The sequence below is a fragment of the Tardiphaga robiniae genome, assembly GCF_001618955.1.
GTDB classification, from domain to species: Bacteria; Pseudomonadota; Alphaproteobacteria; order Rhizobiales; family Xanthobacteraceae; genus Tardiphaga; species Tardiphaga robiniae_A.
In genome coordinates, this window is record NZ_LVYV01000004.1 from 121,220 (window position 1) to 134,698 (window position 13,479).

At 61.5% G+C, this 13,479-nt stretch carries 11 protein-coding genes; 4 read left to right on the forward strand and 7 right to left on the reverse strand.

Features of this window, described 5'->3' with window-relative positions; genetic code table 11:
* Positions 1-43: 43 nt before the first annotated feature.
* On the reverse strand, positions 44-1,357 hold the full coding sequence (locus A4A58_RS08675; RefSeq protein ID WP_068731069.1) for an HdeD family acid-resistance protein: 1,314 nt from the start codon (positions 1,355-1,357) through the stop codon (positions 44-46).
* A gap of 291 nt (positions 1,358-1,648) precedes the next feature.
* Here A4A58_RS08675 and A4A58_RS08680 point away from each other — a divergent pair, with 291 nt between their 5' ends.
* Positions 1,649-2,626 (forward strand): MFS transporter, encoded by a 978-nt coding sequence (locus A4A58_RS08680; protein WP_244499702.1) that lies wholly within the window; start codon positions 1,649-1,651, stop codon positions 2,624-2,626.
* Here A4A58_RS08680 and rsmA read toward each other — a convergent pair.
* From rsmA to lptF, 6 genes are all read right to left on the reverse strand, one after another.
* A complete protein-coding gene (gene rsmA, locus A4A58_RS08685; protein ID WP_068731070.1) occupies positions 2,610-3,482 on the reverse strand; it encodes a 16S rRNA (adenine(1518)-N(6)/adenine(1519)-N(6))-dimethyltransferase RsmA in 873 nt (290 codons plus the stop codon). The genes A4A58_RS08680 and rsmA overlap by 17 nt on opposite strands.
* Positions 3,479-4,483 (reverse strand): 4-hydroxythreonine-4-phosphate dehydrogenase PdxA, encoded by a 1,005-nt coding sequence (pdxA, locus tag A4A58_RS08690; protein ID WP_068731071.1) that lies wholly within the window; start codon positions 4,481-4,483, stop codon positions 3,479-3,481. Before pdxA ends, rsmA begins: the two co-directional genes overlap by 4 nt.
* A gap of 42 nt (positions 4,484-4,525) precedes the next feature.
* The gene (locus tag A4A58_RS08695; RefSeq protein WP_068731129.1) at positions 4,526-5,455 is read right to left on the reverse strand and encodes a SurA N-terminal domain-containing protein; all 930 of its coding nucleotides are present in this window, start codon (positions 5,453-5,455) and stop codon (positions 4,526-4,528) included.
* A 94-nt stretch (positions 5,456-5,549) separates the two neighbouring features.
* Positions 5,550-7,991, reverse strand: coding sequence for an LPS-assembly protein LptD (locus A4A58_RS08700; protein ID WP_081421784.1), 2,442 nt, complete (start codon positions 7,989-7,991; stop codon positions 5,550-5,552).
* A gap of 50 nt (positions 7,992-8,041) precedes the next feature.
* Positions 8,042-9,139, reverse strand: coding sequence for an LPS export ABC transporter permease LptG (gene lptG / locus A4A58_RS08705; RefSeq protein ID WP_068731072.1), 1,098 nt, complete (start codon positions 9,137-9,139; stop codon positions 8,042-8,044).
* Positions 9,136-10,305, reverse strand: a complete 1,170-nt coding sequence (gene lptF / locus A4A58_RS08710; protein ID WP_068731073.1) for an LPS export ABC transporter permease LptF — start codon at positions 10,303-10,305, stop codon at positions 9,136-9,138. Before lptF ends, lptG begins: the two co-directional genes overlap by 4 nt.
* Positions 10,306-10,808: 503 nt before the next feature.
* Between lptF and A4A58_RS08715 the strand changes: the two genes are divergently transcribed.
* The 3 genes from A4A58_RS08715 (at position 10,809) to A4A58_RS08725 (ending at position 13,451) form a co-directional block, all read left to right on the forward strand.
* Positions 10,809-12,311, forward strand: a complete 1,503-nt coding sequence (locus A4A58_RS08715; RefSeq protein WP_068731131.1) for a leucyl aminopeptidase — start codon at positions 10,809-10,811, stop codon at positions 12,309-12,311.
* A gap of 9 nt (positions 12,312-12,320) precedes the next feature.
* Complete coding sequence (locus A4A58_RS08720) at positions 12,321-12,773, forward strand: DNA polymerase III subunit chi (protein WP_068731074.1); 453 nt, start codon at positions 12,321-12,323, stop codon at positions 12,771-12,773.
* An 84-nt stretch (positions 12,774-12,857) separates the two neighbouring features.
* The gene (locus tag A4A58_RS08725) at positions 12,858-13,451 is read left to right on the forward strand and encodes a hypothetical protein (RefSeq protein WP_433993616.1); all 594 of its coding nucleotides are present in this window, start codon (positions 12,858-12,860) and stop codon (positions 13,449-13,451) included.
* Positions 13,452-13,479 lie beyond the last annotated feature (28 nt).

Below are 13,479 nucleotides of genomic sequence, written 5' to 3' on the forward strand. Positions count from 1 at the left end.
CAGGTTCGCAGCTGCGCATCCAGATCGCCACACGTGCGGAAGGTCATGCCGTGCGCGTACGAGCCCGTGCTGCTCGGCGGATACTGAGCCGTCTGAGGCGCGACCAGTCCGGGGAGGTCTGTTCCGGCGTGGGCTCGACCAACACCTGGAGCAGCCGCGCATAGTCGAGGACCAATCCGGGTGTCCAGGCCATCGCTTCGGCGCGCTGCCGCAAGACGCCCGCGACCCATAATTCGGGCGTGACCGCGGCCCGGAAAAATGCGCGCCACGGTCGCTCGGTGCGTCCGAATACGCCTTCGAGTGCTGCATCGAGCGCGTGTGCCACGGCGGTCGAGCAGTTGCGGCTGGTGAGGTTGTAGGTCGTATCAACGCGGTAAGTGCGCCAGAAGTGGCGGACGCGAACGCGGTCGATGCGCGTGAAACGGATATGTTCAGTGGCCTCGCACCATCCTTCTGCTTCCTCGGCATAGCTCGGCTGGAAACGGCCGGGCAGGTCGTTCTCGACGCCGGCGCGCAGCACGCGGCCGAACTCGTTCGGCGCGCGATCGATTTCGACGGCGGGATAGTGGCTGACATAGACATTGGGCGCGAGTTCAAGTGCTGCATGTCCGGTGGAGACGATGCCGTTGGCATCGACAGCTGCAATGTAGCGGTCCACCAGCGGTCGGCGCCGCGCGTTGCGGCCGGGCCCTGTGGGTGTCCAGACATGCACGACGAGATCGTCCTTGCCGGCATCATCCGGCGTGGCGGGCACCCAGAGTGCCGTCGGAAACGCGCCGCCCACCAGCATCGAGATGGGTGCATCCGGTGGCAATCGCCGCAAACGGTTGGCCAGCAACGTCATGCTCAGTCCCGATACGATCAGCAACGCGCCGATGTTGAACCCGATCGTGCCCTCGTACCAGGTCGGCCATGGCTCCAGCGTCGTGGCGGCCAGTATCAGTTCGATCACACCAGCACCGATTGCCATCCGCCAGTTTTCGAAGCGCACCAGCCAGGCACTGGCGATGCGCGCGCTGCCGTCGAGCAGTAGTACGCCGCCCAGCAGCATCGCAATCAGCAGGTTGGAATGTCGCGGCTGTGCGATGATGATAACGGCCGGTACGATCAGGATAACTGCCTTGGCGAACTGATAGGGCCGACGCGTGACGGCAAGCAGGGCAGCCAGCAGGCTGACAATGCCTTCCAGCAGCAGCAGGTAGCCGAAATAGTGCGGTCGCACGATCGTGCTGCCATCGAACGCGTCGATCACGATAGCGAGGCCCAAGGCGGCCCACAGCACGCCGATCGCGAGCAGCAACCGCCAGCGCCGTTGCACCACTTCCGCGCCCAGCAGGAGTAGCAGCAGTCGTATCATCGGTTGCCCATGATCCCGGTTTCCAGGGCCAGATATAGCCAGCGGATGATTAATGTTTTTATGCGAGGAGCTCGGCATTCACGGTGGGGGCACGCATGCAGTCTTCAACCGGTTCCATACCCGGTTCCACGCTCTGGTCGCGCGCCGCAGTGATCATGGCAGCGATGATCTTCGGCCTGACTTACAGCCTCAGCGCCGCATTGATCGCGCTGGATCTCGCAGAGCACGGCTCGTCTGACACATTCATAGGCGCGAATGCCGCCATGCATGCATGCGGTCGGCGTGCTGGCTATGGCATTTGTGTTGCCAAGGTTTGCCGCGCGCGTCGGCATGCGGCGTATGGTGATCGGTGCGCTGGCGGTTGCTGCCGTGATACTTGCGCTGTTTCCGGCGATGCCGTCGATCTGGCTGTGGTTTCCACTGCGTATCGTGCTTGGCGCCGCGTCCGAAACCCTGTTCGTGATGTCGGAAACCTGGCTAAACAGCCTGAGCACCGACGCGACACGGGCCCGCGCCATGGCGGCCTATACTGCCGCGCTCTCGGTCGGCTTCGCGCTCGGTCCGCTTACGCTGTCCCTTGTGGGGACGCAGGGCGGGACCGCTTATTGGATCGGCGCGGGCTTCTCCATTCTGGCCCTGATGTGTCTGGCGGCGCCAGGAATTACACAGCCAGTGTTCGATGAACCCGCGGATGCCAATCCACTGCGCTTCATCATGCTGGCGCCGGTCGCGATGGCGGCAACGGTGCTGCATGCCGCGGTGGAAAGCGCTGGGCTGTCATTCCTCGCGCTCTATGCCGTGAAGCTCGGCTGGCTCGAGACCGAAGCGACGCAATTGATGTCGTGCATGATGGTCGGCGCCATCATGCTGCAACTGCCGATCGGCTGGCTCGGCGACAAGCTCGACCGCCGTCGCATGATCATCGCTTTGGCGGGGCTGGCGGTGATCGGCGCGCTCGTTTGGCCGTGGGCGCTGTTGTCGCCGTGGACCACCTATCCGTTGCTGTTTGTATGGGGAGGTGTGTTTGTCGGCATCTATACGATCATGCTGACCATCGTCGGCAGTCGCTTCAGCGGCAGCCAGCTGGTTGGTATCTATGCTGCGATGGGACTGATGTGGGGTGCAGGTGCGCTGATCGGCCCGGTCTTCGCCGGCGTGGCGATGCAGTGGCTGACGCACGGACTACCAATGTTCGTGGCGTTCGTTTGCGCCTGCTTCATGTGCGCGGCGATCTGCAGTCCTGCACGGGACGTCAGGGCGCCGGCGTGATGCTCTTTGCTTTTCTGAGCGCGGACAATTCGCGTGCCATGGCAACGAACCCCGATACCGGGACTGTCTCCGCACGTCGCGTGACGTCAACACCTGCGGCGGCGGCCAGTCGCTCGGGATCGACGCCGAGCGCTTTCAGGCTCTGCCGCAGCATCTTGCGGCGCTGATTGAACGCCGCAGCCGCCACCTGTTCCAGCAGGCGTCGTTCGCAGGCCTCTGGCTCCGCGCGGGGAACGAGGCGCACGACCGATGACGTCACCTTCGGTGGCGGCGTGAAGGCGGCAGGCGAGATGTCGAACAGGATCTTGGTTTCGGCGCGCCAGTTCGACAGCACACCGAGCCGGCCATAGGCCTCGTCGTCTTCGACCGCGACGATGCGTTCGGCGACCTCACGCTGGAACATCAGCACCATCATGTCGTACCAGGGCGGCCATGGTTCGGTGCACAGCCAGTCGATCAGGAGCTGCGTGCCGATATTGTAGGGGAGGTTGGCGACGATCTTGGCGCGCTCGCCTGATAGCATCGGGCGCGGATCGAAGGTCTGGGCGTCGCCGATGACGATCTCAAGCCGACCAGGATAGTGCGCGGCGATTTCCTTGAGCGGGCCGAGCGCGCGCTCGTCACGCTCAACGGCGATGACGCGTTTGGCGCCCGTCGCCAGCAATGCACGGGTGAGGCCGCCGGGGCCGGGGCCGACTTCGATGACCGTGCAATCTTCCAGCGGGCCGGCGGCGCGGGCGATACGTGTGGTGAGATTGAGGTCGAGCAGAAAGTTCTGGCCGAGCGATTTGCGCGCCTGCAGATCGAAACGTTTGATGACGTCACGCAGTGGCGGCAGATCGTCGATCCCGCTCATGCGGATTGCGTCGCAGCCATGCGGGCCGCGAGTTTCAACGCCGCAATCAGGCTCGACGGATTGGCGCGGCCGGTGCCGGCAATATCGAAGGCCGTGCCGTGGTCCGGCGAGGTCCGGATGAAGGGAAGGCCGAGCGTGACGTTGACACCCTCATCGAACGCGATGGTCTTGATCGGGATCAGGGCTTGGTCGTGATACATGCAGATCGCGCAGTCATAGGTCGCGCGGGCTGCCGGATGGAACATGGTATCGGAGGGCAAAGGCCCGCGTGCGTCGATGCCTTCGTTCTGCAATACGGTCACCGCGTGCATGATGAACGCCTGCTCCTCGTCTCCCATCGAACCGTCTTCGCCGGCATGCGGATTGAGGCCAGCAATTGCCAGTCGTGGCCGCTTGATGCCGAAACGGGTCTTCATGTCGTTGACCACGATGCGCGCGGTGGCAGTGATCAGCGGGCCGCTCAGTTGGGCAATAGCATCGCGCAGCGAGACATGGATCGTGACCGGCACCACGGCCAGTTCGGGCGACCACAACAGCATCACCGGCAGCGGGACCTTTCCATCGCGGGCGGCAAGCTCGGCGAGAAATTCGGTGTGACCCGGGTGGGTGAAACCTGCGCGATAGAGCACGCTCTTGGCGATCGGATTGGTCACGACGGCGCCGGCATGGCCGGCTTCCACGTCCGCGATCGCCTGACGGATCGAGGCAATGGCTGCAGGCGCGCTGGAAGCGTCAGGACGACGGGGAGGCGCGGTGACCGTCTGCCCGATCGACACCACTGGTAACGCGTCAGCAAACGTCTCAGCAGCACTGTCGGGCGTTGCATCGGCCAGCCTGACGTCGAGGCCGAGCGTCTTGGCACGTTCCGCCATGAAGTCACGGTCACCAAGCAGATAGAACGGGGGCAGGTCGAGTTCGTGCCGACGCAGCCAGGCAGCGATGGCAATGTCCGGGCCGATGCCGGCCGGTTCGCCCAATGTCAGCGCAAGAGGTTTGGTCATGGTGCCGCCCTAAGCCAGTCGCGGCCTAAGCCGGATCGGAAATTACCGATATTCGATCATCGCCGCTTTGCGCACTTCCTGCAGGTAGGATTTCGACTTCGCTTCGAATTTGTCGGCAAACATCTTGTCGCGGACTTCCCGCTTCTTCGGCGTATCGACCTTGGTCGGCTTGCGCGCGCATAGAGCGACCATTTCGACGCCCTGGCGGGTCACTTCCGGCGGCGTGAGACGGCCGATCGGGGTCTTGTCGAGCAGTTCTCGCAGGGACGGCGGCAGATCGGCGGAAGTCTTGACGACGGTATCGCGGATGGTCGCGTTCTGCATCGACTTGAAGGTGCGGTTGGCGTCTTCGCAGCTCTGGATGCGCTCGCGCAGCCCTTCCGCTTCCTTGTGCCGCGCTTCCATCATGCCGGACGCTGCCCCGCGGGGGACGACCAGCACGACAGGTCGCATCTGATATTCGAATGCTTCGGTCATCGCGTCGCCGCCGGCTCCCTGAACCGCTGCGTCAACTTCCTTTTCACCGACCTGCAGGCTCTGCTTGAAGCGGCCACGGACGATGGCATTCCAAACCATGTCGGCTTTCAAGCGGCTCTTCAACGTGTCCGGGCGAATGCCTTTGGATGCCAGCGATTGCACGAGCTGATCCGGTGTGAGGCGCATGCGCGAGCTCATGTTCTGGAACGCACCGTCAACTTCGGAGGCGCCGGGATCAACGCTGTATTTCTTGCCTTCCTTGATCTTCACTTTCTCGTTGATTAGCTCGTCGATCACGTCCTGGCGGCTGTTTGTCTTCGCGCCCGACAGCGCATTCAACTTGGTGCGCTGTTCGATATCGAAATTGGTGATGGGCTCGCCGTTGACCATGACAGCGACGGACTGGGCCCGAGCCGGCGATCCCGCGCAAATGAAAAGGGTAACTGCCGTCGCCAAAGTGGCTTGCAGAATGCGTCCGGAAATCATCGTACCCATCATTGTCAAAACCGCGGTGTCAAAGCTCTCTTGAAAGCAGAATTCGCATACATCGCGACGGAAAACGGAGATTTCACGGCACAAAGGACCGATACTAGTAAGTGCCGCCGGTTCCGCTCGCAGACGTGGTATTGCCAATTGTCCGCAGGCCAATCTGGAACATGAATGTATGGCTCAGAACGGGCGGCGTGCTCAGGTTACTCACGTAGTTGTAGGACGTGACATAATTGACGCCGAGCACGAAACAATCGTCCACATAGCCGGCGCCGACCGTGTACTGGTTGATCTTGTTGGCCTCAAGGTCCCAGCGCGCGCCACCGGTGACCACCCAGTTCGATGCCAGTTTGATCGAACCGGTGCCGAGGAGGCCTTCGCGGCGGGTGAGGTAGCCCAATTCCGCCTGCGGCGCGTAGTTGCCATACATCAGGCTGACCGACCAGCGGTCGAAGCTTGCACGCCCCTCAGCCTCGAAGCGCGACACGTTGCCGGTTGCCTCGTCGATCCGCGCGCGGGTGCTGACCGTATAAGTGCGGTTCGGCGAATAGGCCAGGCTGGCGACGTAGTCTGACCGCGAGGTGGCCAGTCCGGAATCGACGCCGGTATTAGTGGCATCTGCGACTGCAAACGAGTTCAGGCCGAACAGCTGATAGGACTGACCGAACAGGACTTTGACGGAACCGCCACGATCGAACTGCGTGGTGGCCTGCACGCCCACGTTGGCGCGGCCGCCGCCTTCGACACGGTCGTAACCGGAGAACTTGTTGACGCTGAAGAGATTGCTCGCGTCGAAGCTCATGCTCTGCGCGTCTTCGTTAGGCAACTTACCGGCGTAGGTTTCGTTCGGACGAATGATCACCTGAGCGATGGGTTCGAGTGTCGTGGTGCCCCACGGCTGAACGTTGATAAACGGATAGCGATATTCGAGGCCCACGGTCGGCATCACCCGCAGCGCGGTCGTGTCGCCGGTCGGCAGGAAGTTGGACACGCCGGGCTGGTTCGAGATCGAGGCATCGATTGCATCGACGCGCAGGATCGCGAACGGCGTGAAGATCTGGCCGAACGAGTCCGTATAGGAGCGGCGCCACTGAGCTTCACCAGTCACGCGGGTATAGGTGCCAGGAATGCCGTTCATCAGGCAATTGGTTGGCGTTCTCGCGAGCGGATCTGCGGAAGTCAGATTGCACAATCCGTTAGTATTGGCGAGAGACGTGATCGGCGTGAACGAGGCCTGATCACGGCTCAGGCTGGTCATGTTGAACTTGTAACTGAACTCGCCGCCCAGAATGTTCTGGTTGAGCACATTGTTGTAATCGATCACCGGGTGAATGACCGGGACCTGGCTCTGATTACCGGAGAAGCTCAGGTAGTAGATCGTGCGTGCGTCGAAGAAGCTACGCTTGCCGACGCCCGTCAGATAGAGTTGCGAAACGGCTTCCGTCTGCAGATTCAAAAACGAGGCATAGGGATCCCGGTACATCGACAGCCGGTAGTCCTGCAGGAAGTTGTAATCGCTGAGTGCGACCGCGTCCCAGCCCCAGACCCATTTGTCGTTCAGCGCGAACTGGCCTTTGGACTCGACTCCGCCGCGCCAGTCTTTGTCGCCGACCGTGTTGGCGAAGGCGCTGCGATCCTGCTGATTGATGCCATAGGCACGGATCTGGTAGGCGCCATCCATCAGGCGCTGCCGGAACTCGCCTTGCATCAACAGGCCCTGCTTGCTGGTGTAGCGTGGCGAGATGGTTGCATCGTAATCAGGCGCGATCGCCCAATAGAACGGCGTTTCAACGCCGAAGCCTGTATTGGTGTTCTGCGTAAAGCCCGGCATCAGGAAGCCGGTCTTGCGCTTCACCGTCGGATCGGGCGTCGAAAAATACGGGATATAGGCGAGGGGGACGCCGAAGAACTCGATCCGGGCGTCCTCGAAATACATCATCTTTTCGTTCTGGTCGTGGATGACGCGGGCACCCTTGACCTGCCACAGTGGTGGCTTCTTCGGATCTTCCTTACAGGCGGCGCAGGCAGTGTAGACACCGTTCTGGAACACGGTGTAGTTGCCGGCGGTGCGCTCGGCGCGTGTCGCGGCCATGCGGGTCGCATCCGCGGTATCCACACGGAGCGAATCCACAAAACCGTCTCGGTAGTCGTCGCTGAGGTCGAGCAGATTGGCATATGTGATCTTGCCGTCGGCGTCCGTCATGCGGACATTGCCTTCGGCATGCAGGCGCTTGGTCTTCTGGTCGTAGATGACCTTGTCGGCCTCGACGGACGTACCATTGTAATACATCTGCACGCTGCCGACTGCGGCGACGCGCGAGTTGTTGTAGTCGTAATTGACCTCGGTGGCCTGCACCAGCATCTGCCCGGTCTGGGCAGCAGGAGGCGGCTTCGGCCGGGTGGCGGGGCGATTGTAAGTGAAACTCTGGGCAGCCGCCGGGGTCGTCGCCGCGACGCCAAATGCAGCCGCGAGACCCAAAACGGTTGCGAGCACCGGGGCCAATACGCCAGACGTGCAGAAATTGTTGCCGCGCATGGTCATGCGCAGCTTCCAATCAAATGCTCGTTCACGGAGGGCGGCAAAAACAGCCACTACCCGTCCTCCTGGTACAACAAGGCCAAAAAGCCGGTGAGACCGCCCACACACACAGGCAGCCACGCCGCAGCAATCGGATGCATCAACTCAGCCTTGCTCAAATCTTCCGTAACTTTCGACAGAACGTAGAGCAGAAAGCCTGCGCCCACGCCACTCAAAACCATCTTCTGGACACCGCCCATCCGAAAGAACCTCAGGCTCACGGAAGCAGCCAGCATCACCATCGCAACCAGCAAAAACGGCTGTGCGATAAGCTTATGATACTGCAAGCGATACCCCGCCGTCGCGAAACCCGAACTCTCTGAGGATTTGATATACGAAGGAAGTTGCCAAAATGACACTGTTTCGGGGGTCGAAAAACTGTTTCTGACCTGCAGCGGGGTCAGGGTCGTGGCCAAGTACATGCTGTCCTGCTCGACCACGGGCGAATCGAGGGTGTAGCGTCGCACCCCTTTGAACAACCAACGGCCGGGCTCCAGCGATGCCTCGCGAGCTTCGATCCGTTCCTTAAACTGGGATTCGGTGTCGAACCGGAACACGGTCAGGCCGGTCAGGCGGACGCCTTGCTGCTCGCTGCGGGCGGCATTGATGATGGATTGGCCCTCGCGGTTGACCTGGTTGATCCAGAAGCCGGAGGCGTCCTGGACGCCGCCGCCCGGCGCATCGCCGAACATCTGGGCCTCCATCCGCTTCGATTCCTCGCGCAGGTTGGCCGACAGGGGATTGTAGCCCACAGTCGCCAGCACGCCTAGGATGAGAGCGCTGGCCAGTGCAGGGGAAATAAACTGCCAGGCCGAGACGCCGGCGGCGCGGGCGACCACCAATTCGAGCCGCCGCGACAGCGCGAGATAACAGGTCATAGCGCCGATCAGGATGCAAAACGGCATCATCTTCTCGAGCAACTGGGGTACCCGGTACAGCGACGTCTGCGCCACCATCAGAGCGGAGGCTGAGGCCAGCCCAGAGGTGCGCCTGACCATCTCGATGTAGTCGACCAGCACCAGCAGCATGAAGATACTGGTGAACACGCCAAGGGCTGCCACCAGGAAGCGACCGGCGAAATATCTGCCGATGGTGTTGGTGATCATGTTCATGCGGCGGCCGGCCGTCGGAAGAGGCGCAACAACCGCTCGTTGGATCTGTTGATTGCTTCCACCAGCTTCGCCGGCGGTTCCACCACGATGCCGGCAGAGATGATCCAGAAGCTGACGCCGATCGCTGTCGCCAGCAGGGCATATTGAAGCGGTGCCGCGAAGTCCGACTTTGCTGCCACGACGGAGCAGGCAAATCCCGCCATGCGCAGGCCAAACACCGCGGCAATCGCGCTACCCATCGAGAAGTTGCGGCTCTGCCGCGTCGTTCGTGGCGATCCCAAGAATGCAAAGGTCAAGGCGGCAAAGGCAAGCGGATAGATCGGCGCCATCAAGCGGTCGTGCATCTCGGCGCTGAACTGCCGCGGCACCTGCTTGTAAAGCGGGTCATCCACAGGCGGCACCATCAATTCCCAGAGATATCGTTCACGAATTCCGTAGGTGACGTCCTGGCTGCGATTGGAGAACTTCGACATATCGAAAGCGTAGCGGCCGAACGCCACCATGGCGGGGTCGGTCTTGCCCGTCTCGAAACGCTGCAGATTACCGTCTTCCAGGATCAGGAACGAACCATCCTTGTTCTTCAGCACCGTGCCATGGTCGGCAATGATGGTGACGCGCTCCTTCGGGTCGCGGCGATCGTCCACGAAAATCCCGACCAGTAATCCGCCGGGCTGACGCTCCCGGACGCGGATAGTCAGGTTCTGGTCGAGTTGCGCGAAGCGACCTGGCTGCAGGATATTTGCCAGCACGTCGGCGGTGATCTCGGCGTCCCAGCGCTTCAGCCGGCGCATACCATCCGGTGCCAGATATGAGCCGATGAAAGCCACGAGCAGCGATACGACCATTGTCGCGAACAGGAAGGGACGAAACAGCCGTCGCGGCGACAGGCCGGCGGCATTCATCACGATGATTTCGGAGTCGGTCGCGAGCTTGGTCAGAGTGTGGGACACCGCGATCATCAGGGCGATCGGAGCAATGATCAGAACGAGAACGGGAATCGCCAGGCTGGTGACGCCGAGGAAGGTCAGAATGGTCTGACCCTGGCTCGTCATCAGGTCGATTCCGCGCAATGCTTGCGTGATCCAGATCACGCCCGTCAGGCTGACCAGAACCACCGCAAACGACGCCAGCGTCGTGCGGAAAATATACCTGTCGATAGACCCCATCGGTCCGATCAATCCCCATTCCGGCCGTTAAAGCCGCCCGCATGCCCAATCCCGCGAGGGGACCCCCAAAAGGACATGCCGCAACCTTCACAAGCCCATCATCTCACTTAGCATCCCTTTGATTGGTCAACAAAATGGCCGGGGGATGGCTCGCTCAAGATATGGTTAATTATGTGCCTGATGTGTCCCTTGGGCCACTGAAATGCTTCGCAACTCGCGTGGCGGCGAGGAACCGGCCCAGTCGGTGGGGCCCATTCGTTGGCAAGGCTGGCACCTAAGGCCATCGCGGACCCATTCGGACACAGGCAATACCCGAATCGTGGGCTACGGGCGGTTTGGTTTCCTCCGGCGAGACACAAGAAACTATCGATCCTTGGCGGTTTCGGTCAGAACCTGACTTGACGGTTCACGCTGTGACGACAACAAAACACTTGAACCCCGCCGCACTGACCGGATTCCGCGCCGACCCCTGCGACAGCCCTGATCTTCTGGAGGAATTTGCCATGTCCGACGCCGTCAAGGTCGGCTTCGTCCCGTTTGCCACTGCTGCGCGCGGTGCTCTTGTGGTGTTCTGCGACGAAACGCTGAAATTCGGTCCTGCCGCGACCAAGGCTCTCGGGGAAGCGGCAGCAACTGTGAAGCGCGCGGCTACAACCAGCAAGTTCAAGGGCAAGAGCGCATCGACGCTCGACATCCTGGCCCCGGATGGCATCAAGGCGTCGCGTCTCATCGTGATCGGCACCGGCAAGCCGGCCGATCTGAAGGAGACCGATCTGCTGAAATTTGGCGGCGTGCTCGCCGGCAAGGTCGGCGGCAGCAATGAGGCGGTGACCGTCGTCGCAGAGTTGGCTTCGGGCGCAATGACGCCAGAGCAGGCGGCATCGGTCGCCTCCGGCGTATTGTTGCGCGCTTACAAATTCGATCGTTACAAAACCAAGAAGAAGGATGCCGACGAGGCGTCCGGCAATGTCGCGGTTTCGTTGGCCGTCGGTGACGTCGCCGCAGCCAAGAAGGCCTTTGTACCGGGCAATCATATCGTCAACGGCGTCGTGCTGGCCCGCGAACTCGTGAATGAGCCGCCGAATGTGCTGTTTCCCGCCGAATTTGCGCGCCGCGCAGGTGAGTTAAAGAAGCTCGGCGTCACGGTCGAAGTGCTCGACGTCAAGGCGATGACCAAGCTTGGCATGGGTGCGCTGCTCGGTGTGTCCCAGGGATCTGTGCGTCCTGGCCGTATGGTGGTGATGCGCTGGAACGGTGGCAAGAAGGGCGAGCAGCCCGTCGCCTTCATCGGCAAGGGCGTCACCTTTGATACCGGTGGCATCTCGATCAAGCCGGCCGGCAGCATGGAAGACATGAAGGGCGATATGGGCGGCGCAGCCTGCGTCGTTGGCCTGATGCATGCACTCGCGGGCCGCAAGGCCAAGGTCAATGTGGTTGGCGCCATCGGCATCGTCGAAAACATGCCGGATGGCAACGCGCAGCGTCCGGGCGACATCGTGACGTCGATGTCCGGTCAGACCATCGAAATCATCAACACCGACGCTGAAGGCCGCCTCGTACTGGCCGATGTGCTTTGGTATGTGGCGAAGAAGTTCAAGCCGAAATTTATGGTCGATCTGGCGACGCTGACCGGTGCGATCATGGTCGCGCTCGGTACCGAATATGCTGGCATGTTCTCCAACAATGACGAACTCGCAGAGCGTCTGTCTACCGTGGGACAGACCACCGGCGAACGTGTTTGGCGGATGCCCCTCGGTCCGGAATACGACAAGCAGATCGACTCGCAATTCGCCGACATGAAGAACACCGGCACGCGCAATGGCGGCTCGATCACTGCGGCGCAGTTCCTGCAGCGTTTCGTCGACGATACGCCGTGGGCGCATCTCGATATCGCCGGCACTGCCATGGGCGCGCCGAAGACCGAGATCAATCAGAGCTGGGGCTCGGGTTACGGCGTGCGGCTGCTGGATCGGCTTGTGGCCGACTATTACGAGGCGAAGAAGTAGTCTGACACGATGACCGAGGTCCTGTTCTATCACCTGCAGAACATGGCGCTGGAGAGCGTGCTGCCGCCGCTGCTCGAGAAGTCGCTTGAGCGCGGCTGGCGTGTCGTCGTGCAATCCACATCAGAAGAACGCGCCGATGCGCTCGATGCGCATCTGTGGACCTATCGTGATGATTCATTTCTGCCGCACGCCACTTGGCGTGTGGCAGACGCTGCGGATCAGCCGATCATTCTAGCGATCGAAGAGGGCAATCCCAATCGTGCCCAGGTCCGGTTCCTTGTGGACAGCGCGGCGGTGCCGGCGGATGCCGACGGCTATGAGCGCATGGTGCTGGTATTCAACGGCGACGATGCCGATGCGCTCGCTGCAGCGCGAGCAGCCTGGACTGACTGTAAGGCGAGGGGCTTTACCGCCACTTACTGGCAGACCGATGAACGTGGCCGGTGGCAGCGCAAGAATTAGCTGGCGATTGGCGATCTGCTGCAATTAATGATAATTGTAGATTTCCTCACCGGTATCTACCGCTGTGTCATGGTGGTGCCGCAAATGAATGATGTTACAGGCTCTTATCGCCTGTCTTGGGGTTGCGTAATCGTGCGACAAGAAAAGCTTCATCGAAACGGTCTGCTCGTGCTGCTGTTTGCTGCGCCATTGCTTGCTGGTTGCGCCGGCGTGGGCGGTGACGCATTCTCCACGGATCTGCTGTCCAAGGATGCCGACTGGTTCTCCAAGCCAGGTCGCGTATTCATCAAGAATGTTTCGATCGAGACGCCGCCGCTGTCGCCTGAGCAGGCGGTCAGTCCGCAGGATCTCATCAGCGCTGACGGTGCGTGCCCGGGCATGGCGCCGCGTGATGCCAACGCGCTTGCTGATGGTACCGCAGGTGCGCCGGTTCAAACTGGCGTCGTGGCGCTCGGCCATACCGAATGCGACGTGGCGCGTGGTGCAGGCGCACCCGACAATGTCAGTCTCTCGACCAGCCCGCGCGGCGATCGCGTTGCCGTGCTGACCTATCTGCGCGGTCCGCGCGCTGGCATCTATACGTTTACCTCCGGTCGTCTGACCGTGGTCGAACGCGGTCCGGAAGTTGAGCAGCCGAAGACCGCGCGTCCGAAGGCGAAGAAGCGCGCAGCGACCTGATCTTTTCGTGATGATCTCGAAGTAAGCG